General features: G+C 42.1%; 15 protein-coding genes and 1 riboswitch. Of the genes, 9 read left to right on the top strand and 6 right to left on the bottom strand.

The window, feature by feature from the left end:
- Together ACY8DX_RS17975 and ACY8DX_RS17970 are read right to left on the bottom strand one after the other, a co-directional pair.
- Window positions 1-1,443, bottom strand: coding sequence for a spore germination protein (locus tag ACY8DX_RS17975; protein WP_462405735.1), 1,443 nt, complete (start codon window positions 1,441-1,443; stop codon window positions 1-3).
- A 110-nt stretch (window positions 1,444-1,553) separates the two neighbouring features.
- Window positions 1,554-3,005, bottom strand: coding sequence for a hypothetical protein (locus tag ACY8DX_RS17970; protein WP_462405734.1), 1,452 nt, complete (start codon window positions 3,003-3,005; stop codon window positions 1,554-1,556).
- Between the two features lie 165 nt (window positions 3,006-3,170).
- On the opposite strand from ACY8DX_RS17970, the gene ACY8DX_RS17965 reads away from it, so the two are divergent.
- Entirely contained in the window at window positions 3,171-3,524 is a 354-nt protein-coding gene (locus ACY8DX_RS17965; protein WP_462405733.1) for a hypothetical protein, read from the top strand.
- A 147-nt stretch (window positions 3,525-3,671) separates the two neighbouring features.
- Here the strand turns inward: ACY8DX_RS17965 and ACY8DX_RS17960 are convergent, their stop codons facing one another.
- Window positions 3,672-5,765, bottom strand: a complete 2,094-nt coding sequence (locus ACY8DX_RS17960) for a peptidoglycan D,D-transpeptidase FtsI family protein (protein ID WP_462405732.1) — start codon at window positions 5,763-5,765, stop codon at window positions 3,672-3,674.
- A gap of 137 nt (window positions 5,766-5,902) precedes the next feature.
- On the opposite strand from ACY8DX_RS17960, the gene ACY8DX_RS17955 reads away from it, so the two are divergent.
- Window positions 5,903-7,339, top strand: coding sequence for an NAD-dependent succinate-semialdehyde dehydrogenase (locus ACY8DX_RS17955; protein ID WP_462405731.1), 1,437 nt, complete (start codon window positions 5,903-5,905; stop codon window positions 7,337-7,339).
- A 46-nt stretch (window positions 7,340-7,385) separates the two neighbouring features.
- Here the strand turns inward: ACY8DX_RS17955 and ACY8DX_RS17950 are convergent, their stop codons facing one another.
- Window positions 7,386-7,613, bottom strand: coding sequence for a sulfurtransferase TusA family protein (locus ACY8DX_RS17950; RefSeq protein WP_049669714.1), 228 nt, complete (start codon window positions 7,611-7,613; stop codon window positions 7,386-7,388).
- 19 nt (window positions 7,614-7,632) lie between these two features.
- Entirely contained in the window at window positions 7,633-8,697 is a 1,065-nt protein-coding gene (locus tag ACY8DX_RS17945) for a YeeE/YedE thiosulfate transporter family protein (RefSeq protein ID WP_462405730.1), read from the bottom strand.
- A gap of 363 nt (window positions 8,698-9,060) precedes the next feature.
- On the opposite strand from ACY8DX_RS17945, the gene ACY8DX_RS17940 reads away from it, so the two are divergent.
- The 5 genes from ACY8DX_RS17940 to ACY8DX_RS17920 all read left to right on the top strand — a co-directional run bounded on the left by ACY8DX_RS17940 (window position 9,061) and on the right by ACY8DX_RS17920 (window position 13,308).
- Window positions 9,061-10,017 (top strand): ABC transporter permease, encoded by a 957-nt coding sequence (locus ACY8DX_RS17940; protein ID WP_049672757.1) that lies wholly within the window; start codon window positions 9,061-9,063, stop codon window positions 10,015-10,017.
- Entirely contained in the window at window positions 10,004-10,957 is a 954-nt protein-coding gene (locus ACY8DX_RS17935) for an iron chelate uptake ABC transporter family permease subunit (RefSeq protein WP_049669716.1), read from the top strand. The genes ACY8DX_RS17940 and ACY8DX_RS17935 overlap by 14 nt, the downstream gene beginning before the upstream one ends.
- Complete coding sequence (locus ACY8DX_RS17930; protein WP_049669717.1) at window positions 10,957-11,721, top strand: iron ABC transporter ATP-binding protein; 765 nt, start codon at window positions 10,957-10,959, stop codon at window positions 11,719-11,721. Before ACY8DX_RS17935 ends, ACY8DX_RS17930 begins: the two co-directional genes overlap by 1 nt.
- Before the next feature lie 150 nt (window positions 11,722-11,871).
- Window positions 11,872-12,906, top strand: coding sequence for a siderophore ABC transporter substrate-binding protein (locus ACY8DX_RS17925; RefSeq protein ID WP_049669718.1), 1,035 nt, complete (start codon window positions 11,872-11,874; stop codon window positions 12,904-12,906).
- A 69-nt stretch (window positions 12,907-12,975) separates the two neighbouring features.
- Complete coding sequence (locus ACY8DX_RS17920) at window positions 12,976-13,308, top strand: antibiotic biosynthesis monooxygenase family protein (RefSeq protein ID WP_049669719.1); 333 nt, start codon at window positions 12,976-12,978, stop codon at window positions 13,306-13,308.
- Between the two features lie 58 nt (window positions 13,309-13,366).
- On the opposite strand, the gene ACY8DX_RS17915 is transcribed toward ACY8DX_RS17920, so the two are convergent.
- Window positions 13,367-14,053, bottom strand: coding sequence for a polysaccharide deacetylase family protein (locus tag ACY8DX_RS17915; RefSeq protein ID WP_462405729.1), 687 nt, complete (start codon window positions 14,051-14,053; stop codon window positions 13,367-13,369).
- Between the two features lie 153 nt (window positions 14,054-14,206).
- Between ACY8DX_RS17915 and ACY8DX_RS17910 the strand changes: the two genes are divergently transcribed.
- Both ACY8DX_RS17910 and ACY8DX_RS17905 read left to right on the top strand, forming a co-directional pair.
- Complete coding sequence (locus ACY8DX_RS17910) at window positions 14,207-14,530, top strand: DUF6509 family protein (RefSeq protein WP_462405728.1); 324 nt, start codon at window positions 14,207-14,209, stop codon at window positions 14,528-14,530.
- 20 nt (window positions 14,531-14,550) lie between these two features.
- A riboswitch (cobalamin riboswitch) is annotated at window positions 14,551-14,751 on the top strand.
- A 276-nt stretch (window positions 14,752-15,027) separates the two neighbouring features.
- On the top strand, window positions 15,028-15,987 hold the full coding sequence (locus tag ACY8DX_RS17905; RefSeq protein ID WP_462406977.1) for an ABC transporter substrate-binding protein: 960 nt from the start codon (window positions 15,028-15,030) through the stop codon (window positions 15,985-15,987).
- Window positions 15,988-16,134 lie beyond the last annotated feature (147 nt).

Here is a 16,134-nt window from a genome sequence, read left to right as displayed (position 1 = left end):
TTATCCCTCCTTTGTTTTAAATACTTTTGCGCCGATCTTTTTGATTTTCTTAGAAAACTTAAATGGAACCAGCGGAGCCAGATAAGGCTGACCGAATGAACTCAGTGAACAGAGATGGAAGACGATAAAGGTTAATCCGAATGCTAATCCGACAAGACCAAACATGTTTGAAAGAAACAATAAAGGATAGATGAATAACCTTATGACAACTGCCATCTCCTGATTAGGCGTAACAAAAGAGGAAATACCGGTCAAGGCCAAGACAATTAGCATGGTATTGGATACAAGATTCGCCTGCACAATGGCTGTACCAATCACCAATGCGCCGACTACACCGATTGTAGGTGACACAGATTTAGGAAGTCTGATGGTGGCTTCATTAAGTAGTTCAAGTGTTATTTGCATAATTAACGCTTCAATTAGCGGACTAAAGGGAATAATTTGCAGAGACCCTTTTACATTCGCAATAAGTGTTACAGGAATGATTTCGGCATCAAATGCAACGACGCAAATATAAAAAGGTGCCAGCGTTATCGTCAATAACAAGCTAAACAAACGTAAGCATTGATGAAAAGACGCAATATAAAAGCTGCTTTGAGCATCATCAGGCGCGTGATAAAAGGCAAAAAAGCTTGCCGGCATGAGGTAGATTGTGCTTACTCCATCTATGAGGACTAGGATTGCACCTGTTGAAAGATGCTCCGCAACGGTAACAGGACGCTCTGTATTTAGAACTTGAGGAAACGGTGAGCGTTTCTGATCTTGGAGTTGCTCCTTCAGTTGTCCGGTTATTATAGCTCCCTCAAACTTTAGATTCTTAATCCGTTCTTCAGCCTTTTTCACTACTTCTGGGTCTACTTGATTTCCTAAGTAGCCAATGCCGACCCTTTTTTTTATCTTATCTCCGATTACGAGGTCCTTCATCACAAATTGATCGGTTCGCAAATACTTTCGAATGAGACCAATATTGACCTCGTAGCTTTCGACAAATCCCTCATGTGTTCCGATAATGGATTGTTCAGAAGATGGTTCTGCCACACTTCTTGTGGCAAACTTTGCAGCGTCTATTGTATAAGCCGTTTGGCTGCCTTCTTTAAACAAAATCATATTTCCATTTATTAAATTGTTCTTGACGTCTTCCCATGTATAATAGGAGTTCAAGGCAGGAACAGGTAAATCAAGAGGAGATAATCCCTTGTCAGCAAGCAAGGGCTTGATGATAAATTCCTCAAGCAGCGACTTATCGCTAATGGTTTTTAAGTACACAGCACAATAGGAGACGTCAAATGCCGAAAAGTTGCGGAATATAAGGTCACCCGTATTAGAGAAGAATTCCTTCAAGTAATTCTCATTGTCTTCAATATGGCCAGAAATCTGTCCTGAGATCTGTTCTTCGTGTTTCTGGTTGGAATCTTTAGAGTCCGTCTTTTTCCTGAAATTCATTTAAATCACCACTTATCGCCATTAATGGAGATTAGTATTTGCCGCATAAAGAAAAATATACAAGAAGAAACGAGCCAGCCATTTATCATGCGGCTGCCCCGTTTAGACAATTATTTCGTATTCGGATATTCAATTTGCTTCCGCCACTTTTTCCGCTCCTGTTTGTCTAAATACCAGATGGCAATATAACGGAGAGAAAGAAATACAGATATGCCAACCCCTGATACGATGACAAAAAGTGCGATGTATTCATAGAAGCTCAGGGTACCAATGGTCTTGGTCCAATTAACATCCTTGTTAAGGCTATCAACCATTAGATTCATTCCGAATATACCGGTAATGACGGAATATAGGGTGAGAATTTGCAGCAAGGAGCTGCTTTGCTTCGAAGTGAAATTATCTTGGTATTGGTATAAGCTCTCCAATGTATTGCGGGTATCCTCGTACAGGAGTTCTACCCGAAACCGCTCTCGCAGCTTGACGAATATATCCCGTCCCTCTGAGTGTGTCGCCAATTCAAAGAAAAAATAATTGGAGGAGAAGGCATTGATGGCATGAATCAGCTTCTCCACCTTCTTCGTGTCCTGCTCAATGCGGATTTCTGAGTAATTATTTTCAAGCTTCAGCAAGACAATCTTATGGAAGAGGGTCAAGATCAATCCGTAGTAAAACTGACCGTAAAAGCTGTTGGCAATCCTTGAAAATTCCCTTCCCGTTTGCTTTGTCAAAGTAAAGAAGCCGCTCGACTCAGGCAGAATAAACGTATATGGCGCCCATCTCATATAGGCCTTTTCCTCGATAAAAGAATGAATAAATTCTTTGTTATGTGCACTGATATAAGGCTTCTCCTGAAAGAAGCCATCTAAATTGCCAAGTCGGTATACATCTTCTTCCGTAATGTCGCCTTCTAGACTAATCAATGCCTGTACATATAGACGATTATCCTCGAAGAAAGGAAATGATTCAAAATAGGCACTCTTCTCGGATTTATAGCTCATATATTCTTTAATATCAGGGATAACACATTCAAATATATAATCTTGAACATGATCAAACGACTGCCCCTCACATACAACGCTGGTGAAGGAATTTTTCTCTTCCATCACCCTGAACTTTGCTCCGAAATCAAGGATTTGTGAATAAGTAAGTTCATTCTTATTTAGCAGGTCTACTCGTACGTTCAAAATACCAATTTGGTAAGGACAAACAAACACGTCAACGGAGTGGATGACAAAATCTGCTGTATAGGAGGGGGCTTTAAAATGGCTTTTTAATCCAAGAGCCTTTGTGTAACGCTGAAAACCTTTCCCGTTTTCCTCTTTCGGAAATAAAATGCGATTTGTAAAAGGTAAATAATAATTCTCTAAATCCTCATGATCAATTTCATATTGACCATAATAATCATCTTCTTTCTCCAGCTTATCAAGTCTGAACCATTCATAACCATTCTCTTTTAGTTTGTTGGCCGTATCATCCTCTTTTCCTTCCAAAATCGAGAATGGGAACAAAAACTGAAAAATGGCATGGTTCACGTTCTTTTCCGTTAATTCAATTTCTTCCATGTGAACATCGAACCCCTTTAAAGGAATAATCCTTATTAACTACCCGAAAAAGAAAGAGGGTTAACCAAAAGAATCAAACATTACAAATAAATGTAATATTTCGCTGCTTTAGAGAACTAAAAAGCTGCCGGTAGTCCGGCAGCTTTTGTCGTCAATACGTTGTATATGAATCGCGCGGAGTTGGGGTTAACGGTGTACCAAACCCATAGCCAGGCGAGGCGAATGGACCGCCGAATTGACCAGCATATTGACCGCTCCAGCCTCCCAGCGGTAACCCATAAAAATTACCGTATCCTCCGCCGTATGGGGTACCAGGCTGTAACGGCGGACGTGGAGGAGGGGGTGGGAACATTCCAGGATAGCCTCCGCCGAAGCCTCCATAACCCCCATATCCTCCATAGTGTGGATGGTGTCCATATCCGTAAGAGCCATGCTGCTGTCCAAATCCAGATGGGAGATTTCCATATAATTGTGGTTGTGCTTGCATTCCATTTGGCATTCGTGTGTTTCACTCCTTAACTATCTCAGTCAAATGCAGTATATGCAGACTGCAGGAAGAAGGAGCTTAGCCTAAGGAAGATAGGCGCTATTGAAGATAAAATGCTAGTCTTGTGCCTTCATCATAAAAAAGAGGCCGACTCCGATTGTACGGCAGTCGGCCAATTATTATTGTCCACCCTTGAAATTGAAATATGCGTCATATACCTTTTGGGCAATCTTCTTGTTCATTTGGTTATCACTGGACTGATAAGCCCATGGAACAACTACGCTGATGGCAATCTCAGGATTATCGTATGGAGCGTAAGAGACAAAGGTTAAGTTCCAGGTGTCCGGCTGTACTGTCCCCGGAACCCAATTAGGGCCGTCATAGAATGCTTGGGCAGTACCGGTCTTTCCAGCAGGTTTATATGGCCTGTTTGCAAAGAAACTAGCGGCTGTCCCTCCAGTGTCTTGCGTCACCTGACGGAACCCCTCCTGAACCCGTTTAATCCATTCATCCTTCATGGACAGCTTATTCAGTGATTTTGGTGCAATTTCTTTAAAGACAGGTCCAATTTCTCCTTTCTTCATGACTGGTTCATGCATTTTCTTCACGATATGCGGCTCCATTCGATAACCGCCATTGGCGATGGTGGAGACATATTGAGCGAGCTGTAAGGGTGTGTATGTGTCATATTGGCCGATGGAAAAGTCCATGAGTAACCCTGCATGCCTGATGCTTCCTTTATAGCCAATTTGCTCTCCGGGAAGATCTATGCCAGTTTGCTTCCCAAGGCCAAATTCGGCATAGCGATTACGCATGATATCAAAGGATTCGTCTGTCACATTCATCGTTTGCTCGGGACGTGTATACTGAGTACCGCCGATGGCTATCGCTGTTTTGAACATATAGACGTTTGATGAGCGTTTCAAGGCTGTCAAATCATTGATAGGCCCCATATTGGTATACGATTTTTTGGCATTGGTATCTTTCAGCTTAATGGGTGCATCGTACTGAACGGTTCCAGGAGAGATAACGCCTTCCTGATAGCCAGTCAAGATGGTTGCCCCCTTGACAGATGAGCCCATCGCATAGGCAGTTGTGTAAGTCCCTTGGGCAAAATCGTTCATCACGTACTTCCGCTGCTCTTCATCATATGAATAGCGCTTGCCAGCTAAGGCGAGTATTTCACCGGTATTTGGATCCATGGCAACGACAAAGGCTCGGTCCAAGAACTTGGTGTTGCCTGAGCCTTTATTGGCTTTCAGCTCATTTTCAATGATGGTTTCAACTTTTTTCTGGAAGTTGATATCAATGGTCAGTGCAAGGTCTTTCCCGCGTTGTCCTTCAGTTAAGCTTTCCGTTCCAATGATATTCCCAGCCTTGTCTAGGGTTGTTTTAAATTTTCCCTTCTGACCATGGAGGATGTCTTCATAATAGAGCTCAAGATTAGATAAACCGATTCGTTCGTTCAGGCTATAGCCTCTGGATGTGTAGTATTCGACCTTTTCCTTCGGCAGTCCGGTATTAGCGGAGGATGTCCGACCTAAGATGGATTTAAGGGTTGAATCGAATGGATATTTCCGGTTCCAGTCAACATAGGTGTCTACTCCGGGCAGCTCATCCAGGTTTTCGCTGACAAGTGCCATTTCTTTATCTGTAACCCCTTTATTCTTCACAATCTCAGGGGTCAAGTAGGTGCCGCTGTTAAACTTACGGAAGATGGCTAAAGTCTTTAAGTCCTGTTTAGAGAAGGAGGCAAGCTCTTTCTCAGTGATGCGGTCGAGCTGTAATTTATAGAGGTCCTTACTTTCTAATTCTCCATCACTTTCCTTTTGATATTCTGCTTTCGTAATCTTTTTCTTTGCTTCCTCTGGATGAAGCAAGATCCAGAAATCCTTCATATCTCGTTCCTTGACGGCTTTCATATCTTCGTCATTAATGGAAATGAACTTGGACAGCTTTTCAGCCACCTCAATCATTTCAGTTGTCTTGACTGTCTTACTTCGTGTATAGGTGATGGCATTAATGCCTTTATTATCGACAATCAGATGATAATTACGGTCATAAATAAGTCCGCGTGGCACCGGTTTATTAACGGTAATGTCCTCTGTCTTTTCGACTTCTTTTTTATACGTATCGCCGTGGACAATTTGCAAAATGCCTAATCGTAAAATTAAAGCAGTAAATAAGAGAAATACCGTGAAGAGAAGAATATTTGTTCTGAATGCGAGAGAAGGCTTTCTCTTTTTCTTCTTCCTCTTCCTAGGATTATTCAAGTCAACGCCCCCTAAAGATTTTAAAAATTGTCATCAATTCCAGTTTAAGGGATAATGAGTGATAATACCACAAAAAGAACATTTAGAAAGTAAAATAGCTCTTATAGAAGAAATCATATAAGAATGGAGCGGATGACATGGCAAACCTATTTCCAGATAAGATGTATATTGCAGGTGAATGGGTTGATAAAGAGGAGAAAATCGACGTATTTAACCCAGCAACACGAGAGGTAATTGGTAAGGTCCCCAATGGAAATGAAAATGAGGCAAAAAAGGCTGTGAATGCGGCATTTGAAGCCGGTAAGGAATGGTCAAAACGAACAGCGCATGAGCGCTCGAGCATTTTGCTTGAATGGGCACGCCTGGTTGAGGAGCATACAGATGATTTGGCTGAAACGATGACCATTGAACAGGGCAAGCCGCTGGCAGAGGCAAAGGGGGAGATTGCCTATGCAAACAGCTTTATTACCTGGTTTGCGGAGGAAGGAAAACGGATTTACGGCGAAACCATTCCGGCCTCCCACCCGAATAAAAGACTCTTTGTGCATAAGCAGCCGGTTGGGGTGGTCGCTGCGATTACCCCATGGAATTTCCCAGCAGCGATGATTACGAGGAAGGTGGGACCTGCTCTAGCAGCCGGGTGTACGGTTGTCCTGAAACCTTCTGAGGAAACGCCATTCACGGCATTGAAGCTGGCAGAGCTCGCTTGCCGGGCAGGAGTTCCTGCAGGTGTATTGAATATTGTGACAGGCGACGCCAAACGAATCACAGAGGCTTGGCAAAAGGATGAGCGTGTACGAAAGCTCACATTCACCGGTTCAACCGAGGTTGGGAAGCTCTTAATGAGAGGAGCCGCTGATACGGTGAAGAAAATTTCGCTTGAGCTTGGCGGACATGCACCGTTTATTATCACTAATCACGCCGACATAGATAAAGCGGTAGAGGGGGCAATTGCATCAAAGTTTCGGAATGCAGGCCAAACCTGTGTGTGTGCGAATCGAATTTTGGTTCAAAAAGGTGTGTACGAGGAATTTGTGAAGCGATATACCGAGAAGGTGAGCAGCCTTAAGATAGGAAACGGACTAGAGACAGGCGTGGAAATCGGACCGCTCATTAATCAAGAGGCCATTGATAAAGCTATGGCACATTTGCGGGATGCCCAGGAAAAAGGCGGCGAAGTCTTGACAGGGGGACAGGTTCTTTCCGATTCTAACGGGTACTATCTTACACCGGCAGTCATCTCAGGGGCGACTGATGATATGCAATGTATGCAGGAGGAGACATTTGGTCCCATTGCGCCAATTGCTCCATTTGAGAATGTGGAGGAAGCCGTAGAAAGAGCCAATAATACCCCGTTTGGTCTTGCAGCCTATGTATATTCAGATAAGATCAGTGAAGCCATCTATATTGCTGAGAATTTAGAATATGGGATTGTCGGTGTAAATGATGGCCTGCCTTCTGTTGCACAGGCTCCGTTTGGCGGATTTAAGCAAAGCGGACTTGGACGGGAAGGAAGCCATCATGGAATTGATGAATTCCTTGAGGTGAAATATATTTCTTTAGGATTAAATTGAGAGATTGAAAAAGGCTGCCTGAATATGTTCAGGCAGCCTTTTGATCTTAATTTCCTTTTTTCAATACGATTTGCCATTCGGCATTGCCGGTTTGTTCGAAGTTCGTAACCGTATGACCTTCTTTCGCTGCCCAGCGGGGAATGCTTTCGGTTGCCTGCGTGCAGTCAAAATTAATAATTAATTCTTCACCAGCCGTTAATTCGGTCATCGCTGCTTTTGCTTCTTCTAAAGGAAAGGGGCACACCATTCCGTTTGTTTCAAGTACTTTTGCCATTTGTGTTTCCTCCTTTTAATTAGGCTGCTGAAATTGCTCCAGAGCTAGCCTGTTGTTTCTTTTGTTTGCGAATAATCGTGAAGTAGGTTGCTGTCCATGTTCCAAGAAGGAAAAAGACAACTGCAACCCAGCCTTGCCATGTGAAAAGGGCTGTGTTAACTAAGCCATTTCCGATTGTGCATCCACCTGCAAGTGAAGCACCGAATCCCATCATCAGACCGCCTGAAGTGTTAAAGCCAAGAGTCTTCTTATCAGGCAATCTCCATTTGAATTCTCCGCTGCCGCGAGCAGCGATATAGGAGCCAATCCCGATACCTAGAACGAGGAATACACCCCAGTTTAAGAGAGAAGTGTCTCCGTTGACGAAGAAAGTGAGCAGCTGTGCAGTAGGTGTAGTGATGCCAAGACCCGCCATACGGCCAGTTGCTTCACTTAAGGGCCATGCAAGAATGGCAATTAAGCCTACAAGGCCTGCAGTGACGAATGGATGCCAGCGTTTCTCAAATAAGATATGCGCCAGACCAGTCTTTTTCGGCTTCATGCTAAAGGTCGGAAGCTTTGGTTTTCTCAGGCTGCGTATGACAAGAGCTGTGATCAGAAGGCCAAAGGCTATAACGAGAACCCATGGAGAAAGACCGAATGTTTCATGTATATAGGTGTCGCTTGTTCTGTAGGATAAAACATCACCTCCGACGGCAGCTAAAATACCGTATTTGGTCATGGCTGCACTAAGAGCATACATGAATAGGGCAACCCAGCTTCCAATCAAGCCTTCCCCTGCTCTGTACCATGTTCCAGTGGCGCATCCGCCGGCAAGGACCATACCAATGCCGAAGATAAAACCGCCGACAATTGTACCGAGCCATGGGAATGCATCCGCTTGTATCGTAATAACACCGGCCGCGGCAAGAGCATACACGCCAACAGCTTGAATGGCGATGACAATCATGGTTGCGAGAAACATATGACCGTCTCGAGCGAGAAGTAAATCCCGGTATGCACCAACGACGCAAAAGCGGCCTCTTTGCAATACAAAGCCAAGCAGTAAACCAACAATAAGGCCAAAACTAATTATTTGTATCATGATGTCCCTCCAAAATGTAATAGTAATTTGTAGTTATAGTATTATAAAACTTATAAGATTACTATGAATTAAACTCAAAATGAATCTAAAGCCCCATTAATTTCTAAATACTATTTTCTTATTTATAGATAAAGAAGAAAAGTGGGGATGGAAATTAAGGTGTACCATAGCCTAAGCTCATATAATGGTACCTATCGTTCTCCTATTCTAGGATTTCTTTTTTGGCTGCTTGCCAATTTCATTGATAATGATAATCACCAAGTGGTTGATTTTGCTAAATTCGTTGTTTATAATGAAAGCGAACTCAATAATGATAATCGTTTTCAATCGGTAATTGAGAAATTATTTTTGTGGGGATGCCAAATGAGATTATGGATGTTAATAACAGCTACTGTTATCCTCACCTTTATTTCGCTATTTATAGGGGCCATTGATATTAAACCAACTGATCTGCTTGATTGGGAGTCTGATGAGACACAAATCTTCCTCATGAGCCGATTGCCACGGTTGATGGCCATACTTTTAGCAGGTGCAGGAATGGGGATTGCCGGCTTAATCATGCAAAGCTTAAGCCGAAATAAGTTTGTTTCCCCTACAACAGCGGGAACGCTTGACGCAGCAAAACTGGGAGTCATTGTTTCCATGATTTTTATCCCAAGTATGTCTTATATGGGACAAATTCTCTTTAGTTTTGCGTTTGCTCTAATCGGGACGTTTATTTTCATGCAATTACTTGAACGGATTAAATTCAAGGATGTCATTTTCGTTCCGCTTATTGGGATCATGTATGGAAACATCATTGGTGCCATCTCAACATTTTTGGGCTATGAAGCAGATGTGCTCCAGAATGTTGATACGTTTTTCTTAGGAAGCTTCACATTGATTGTGTCGGGACGCTATGAATTGCTATATGTAGCAGTACCGGCGATAATAATTGCTTATATTTTTGCGAATAAATTTACGGTTGCCGGCATGGGAGAGGATTTTGCGAGGAATTTAGGATTAAGCTATCGCACAGTCCTGAATATCGGACTGGTTATCGTGGCAGTTATTTCAACGACCGTTGTGTTAACTGTCGGTATGATTCCTTTCTTAGGTTTAATCGTGCCGAACCTTGTTTCTTTATACCTGGGGGATAATTTACGCAAGACTATTCCCCATACGATCTTCATGGGGGCAGCATTCTTGCTGGCCTGCGACATTATCAGCCGGCTGATTGTTCATCCATATGAAATACCGGTCAATACAACAGTTGCAGTCATTGGCAGTGCGATCTTCTTGATTATGTTGTTTAGGGGGAAAGCATATGCGAAAAAATAGCACAAAATTATTGCTGCTGGCTGTTATTGCCCTAATATGTATGGGACTCTTTGCCTTTTATAATATTCAAGGAAGCTTCAGCTATGCCTTTCCTAGACGTGTGGAGCGCCTCATTGCGATGGTGATTACCGGAACGGCAATCGCTTACGCAACGGTAATTTTCCAAACTGTTACCCATAATCGGTTATTGACTCCATCTGTCATGGGTGTAGATTCGATGTATGAGGTCGTCCAGACAATCATTTACTTCACGGCAGGCTCAGCATCGATTTTTGTTGTAAGCCGTTACTTGAATTTTGGGTTATCCATTGCCGCTATGGTGATTTTTGCCCTGATTCTCTATCGTTTTCTGTTCCGGGCGGATAAATATCCTATTTATCTTTTATTATTGGCCGGGATGATTATAGGGACACTCCTTGGCAGTCTTGTGACATTCATGCAGGTCATTATCGACCCTGTTGAGTATGAAAGCCTGCAAGCCCGCTTGTTTGCCAGCTTCATGAATGTGAAGACTGAGCTGCTGCTCATGGCTATCGTTATCTTAGGTGCAGCCTTCCTCTACGGTTATCGTCTGCTCAAAGATCTCGATGTCGTATCCTTAGGCCGAGATAATGCCATCAATCTTGGCGTTAACTACGATAGAATCGTTTTGAAGGTATTGGTCTTATCGTCTATCCTTATTGCCACATCTACGGCTTTAGTTGGACCTGTTACATTTTTAGGATTAATTGTAGCTAATTTAGCGTATCAATACTTAGCCACCTACAAGCATTCCGTTTTAATTGCTGGTGCGAGCTTAATCAGTATTATCGCGCTTGTCGGCGGGCAGTTTCTCGTACAGCATGTATTTGAACTCAGTACAACCATTAGTGTCGTCATTAACTTTGTCGGTGGTATTTACTTTATTTACTTATTACTGAAGGAAAGTAGGAAAGCATAATGATCGAAATTAAAGAGCTTTCTAAGAGTTTTGGAAAGAAACCGGTTGTTGAAAATGTGACATTAAAAATACATCCTAGGAAGATTACTTCGTTCATCGGACCAAATGGAGCAGGGAAATCAACTTTATTGTCCATGGTCAGCCGGCTCTTAGATGCGGATACAGGTGAAGTATTTCTAGATCAGGCAGATGTGAAAAAAATGAAGTCTGATGCCTTTGCTAAACGTGTGGCTATTCTAAAGCAATCGAACCATTTGAACATCCGCTTGACTGTGCGGGAGCTTGTATCCTTCGGCCGCTACCCATATTCAAAGGGGCGACTGACAAAAGAGGATGAAAGATTAGTTGACCAAGCATTGGAGTATATGAATTTAGTAGACATGCAAGATAAATTCCTTGATGAATTATCCGGCGGTCAAAAACAGCGGGCCTTTATTTCCATGGTCATTGCACAGGATACAGAATATATCCTGCTTGATGAACCTTTAAATAACCTTGATATGAAGCACTCTGTCCAGATTATGAAAATCCTTCGCAAGCTGGTTGATGAACTTGGAAAGACCGTTGTCATCGTCTTGCATGACATTAACTTTGCTTCTGTCTACTCTGATCGTATTGTTGCATTGAAGGATGGCCGTCTGATCAAGGATGGCCCTGCACATGAAATCATTAATCCAGATGCTTTGCGGGATGTCTATGATATGCATATCCCAGTGCAGGAGCAAAACGGTTGCCGCATTTGTGTCTACTTTAATTCGCATTAAGGCTTTCCCTCTTTTATCATCTAAACGAAAAAATCTAGAAATGCTGGTAAAAAGAGTTGACAGATTTTGAAAGTTCAGTTTAGAATGATAAATGTAAATGAAAATGATAATCATTTTCAATTAAAGATTCTGTTTAGGGGGAAATACAGGATGAAGAAGTGGAAGTTTTTAGCAGCTCTTGCAACACTAACATTAATGTTGTCTGCATGTAACACAAGTGAAGAGTCAACAGGAGGAGATTCCTCTGAGAAAGCTTCACAAACAGAAGGAAATGAGTCTAACTCAGCATTCCCGATGACTGTGCCTTCATTATCAGATTCACGTGAAGATGAAGAAAGCGGAAAAACGACGACATTTGAAGATGTCACTTTAGATAAAATGCCTGAGCGTATTGTAGCGCTTGACTATGGTTTCTTAGATACACTTGATGCTTTAGGGGTTGAAGGAATCGTAGGGGTTGCTGCCGGCGGTGGTAAAGGAAATATGCCGGATCACTTGAAAGAAAAGTATGTAAATGATGATGTAGCTGATGTTGGTACATTGAAACAAATCGAATTTGAAGCAGTAGCAGCAGCAGAGCCGGATGTTATTTTCATCTCAGGCCGTCAAACACCGTACTATGAAGAGCTTAAAGAAATTACGCCAAATGTTGTTTTCATTGGCTCTGACAATGAGAATTACATAGAGGCTGTATACGAAACAGTTGATCTAGCAGCTAAAATCTTTGATAAGAAAGATAAAGCAGAGGAATTAAAAGCAAATCTGCAAGAAAAAGTGGATGCTGTGAAAGAAAAAGCAGCAGGCTATGAAAATGCACTAGTGGCTATGTACAATGACAAGAAAATCTCCGGATTCGACAACGGTAAAGATTCTCGCTTCGCTTATGTTTATAATGACTTTGGATTTAAGCCGGCAACAACTGAAATCGATGCTTCATCACATGGTTCCGATTTCTCTTATGAATCTGTCCTTTCCGTTGACCCAGAGGTGTTGCTCATCATTGACCGTACAGCTTCTGATGTAGAGACAATCAAAAAAGATATTGAAAATGATATCATCAAAAAAACACGTGCTTATAAAGAAGGAAAAATCGTCTATCTTGACGGTGTTAACTGGTACTTCTCAAGCAATGGTGTAACAACAGAAGCAGATAAACTTGATGAAATCTTAAATGAGCTTAAATAATTTCATTAATATGGAGCATGTCTCAAAGGGACATGCTCTTTTTAACTAAATGGGACAGGAGTGAGAATCATGTTTGTACAAATCCGTAAGTGGACAGTGACAGAAGGAAATGCAGACAAGATACTTGAGCGCTTTAAGAAAAAGCCTGGACAAGGACCATCCTTAGTGGAACAGCGTGAAGGATTCATCGGGCGTGAGCTGTTAGTGAAGAAAGCAGCACGCGGGGAAGAGGAAGTGGTTATGCTGGTTCGATGGGAATCAGAGGAAGCATGGAAGGCCTGGGAGAAGAGCCCTGAGCATATCGCAGGCCATAAGGCGAAAATCAAGGAGCATGGCGGAAAGCCGCCAAAGCCTGATTATGTTATCAATATGGAGCACGGAAAATACCTGGTCGTTGAATAAGACGAGTGAACAAAAAGCCCATCCCTAATAAAATGTGAGATGGGCTTTTTGTTCGTCTTTAAAACTCAAGAGGAGGTGTTGTCTCATCCATCACCTTAAATGTGTAGCCTTTATGCTTCAAACGGCGGATAATTTCAGGCAGTCCATCTACAACGGTTGTATTCCCATTGAAATCATGGAGCAGGATATATAAATTTTCTTGTCCATTGATTGAATTCATAATCCCAGCTGTAATTTTCTTTTCGGGAACCGGAGGGTTAATCGCATCATTTGCATCACAATTCCAATCAAAAAATACATAACCGCGTTTCTTGCCTTCCTCCTTAAGGATTGGCATCAAATTAGTACCGGCATATTGCCGGTTGATGTAATTATTTGAACCGCCGGGAAAGCGTAATATATTTGGAGAGGAACCGACTTCTTTCTTCAAGAATTCCTCCAGCCGTTCAATATCCGCATAGAAAGATGCCTTTGACCGGTAAATAGATGAATACTTGTGCGAATAGGAATGAAGTCCAAGAGCATGACCACGTTTCACCATTTCCTTGTATAAATAATGGTGTGATTTTTCTTTCGTACCGGTAACGAAGAAAGTTGCCTTCACATCATGGAGATCAAGGATATCCATGATTGGTTCAGTGATATTGGATGGGCCGTCATCAAAGCTTAAATAGGCTGTTTTGGCAAGAGCTTCATTTGGAAGCAGAAGAAGAGCTAATAAGGAAAGTACAATTAATTTTCGCATTTTGTTCTCCTAAGTCATCAGGGTTTCTCGAATAGTTTAGGGAAAATGCATGAAGAATATGCAGAAATGATTAATGCATAGAAACAAAAAGTGGTTAAAATGTCGAACAAATATGTATAATATGAAATAGTTATGGATGAAAGGTTTGATTGAATGTTAAAGATTGAAGGCTATACAGTGGAAAGATTGGACGATCCATTTGGAATTTTAACCGGCGAACGGTATGAATTCTTTCTTGAGCTCGATGTTCCGGAGGATGATGAATTATATAGCGAGAACGGTGTTATGCTGCGCGTTATTTTCTTAAAGGATGAAGAGAAGGAACGAATCAGCAAATATGAATTCATTGAAAATGAAACGAAAAATGTGCTCGACTTTGAATTAGAAGAAGACGAAGAGACAGCTGTCCTTACTTTTTGCCGAGAGCATTATGATGCAGAAGAGGATGATTCGGCTATTGAGAATTTATCCAATTGAGGATATGATTAGAGATACAACCATATAATCCGTAATAGAGTGCCTTGATGAAAACAAGGATAATAGGGAAACCGGTGCAAGTCCGGTGCAGCCCCCGCTACTGTAAACGCATATAAACTGATTCACTCATGCCACTGGTTCATTATTGAATACGGGAAGGCGGAATCAGGTTAAACAAGATAAGCGTAAGCCAGGAAACCTGCTCTATGTACTTGAATTCTATTTTTCGGTGGGAAGAATAGGGCGACTGATTCTATGCTTCTATTACTGGAATGCCGCCTTAGCTTCGTATTGAAGCTAAGGCTTTTTATGTGGCTGAAGATTTGATTCCGCATTAACAGACAGAAAGGGCTCCACGGCTAAAAGCGCAAAGGAAAATCGAGGAGCATAAGAACCATTGTCCGTAAATGCCGGATTGCTTAAACTAACTGTCATTGAGGTTTAGAAATCCTCGATGATGGAAGTTTCACTTTAGAGGAGGGGAATTATTCGTGTTAATGAAGAAGAGATTTGCCGGTATATTGGCCTTCTTGATGGCCTTATCCATTGTTCTTACTGCTTGCGGCGGTACATCAGAGAATGAAAACGAGAGCAAGAACTCCAGTGAAAGTACAGAAAGCGCATTTCCAGTAACGGTGAAGGATGGAACAGGAGAAGAGATTACGATCAAAGATAAGCCTGAGCGTATTGTCTCCTTGCTTCCGAGCAATACTGAAACAGCGTATGCATTAGGGCTTGAGGATGAAATTGTCGGGGTATCTGATTATGATAATTATCCTGAGTCTGTTTCTGAGAAAACAAAGCTAGGCGGCATTGAGGTGAATGTGGAGAAATTATTGGAGCTTAATCCTGATCTTGCTTTATTTTCAGCCTCTCAAGGGACAAATGATAAAGATATCATACAACAGCTTCAATCAGCTGGGATAGATGTCGTTGTTGTCCCAGATGCAAATTCTATTGAAGGTGCCTATGAGACAATGGAGCTGATTGCAAAGGCAACTGGTAAAGAGGCGGAAGGCGAAGAAATCATCGCTGAAATGAAAGAAGAGATAGCAGCCATTAAAGAGAAAGCGGCTGAGGTGAAGGAAACGAAGAAGGTATGGATTGAAGTATCGGCCTCACCGGATTTATATACAACGGGAAGCGGCACATTTATGAACGAAATGCTCGAGATCATTGGGGCAGAAAATATTGCAGCCGACCAAGAAGGCTGGGTAACGATGAGTGAGGAAACGGTCATTGAAAGGGATCCTGATGTTATCATCACTACATATGGTTATTATATCGATAATCCACAAGAGCAGGTTTACGCTAGAAGCGGCTGGTCTGAAGTAAATGCTGTGAAGAAGAAGGAAGTTTATGATGTGAACAGCGATACGGTCACGAGACCAGGTCCTCGCTTAATTGATGGATTAAAGGAGATTGCGAAGGCAGTCTACCCGGATGTGTATAAATAAGATAAAAGAGTTGGAAGGCTTTCATTAAGAAAGCTGTCCAGCTCTTTTTTTGTCGAAAACTATTATTTAAATTTTCTGTTAATTTTATTGAAAAGTCCCAATTACTGGGTTAAGATAGTACCAATACGTACTCGTACTCTCATAACA

This window comes from Gracilibacillus sp. Marseille-QA3620, assembly GCF_054950035.1.
Note: the sequence above shows the minus strand (reverse complement) of the source record. Positions and strands in the feature narration are given on the sequence as shown.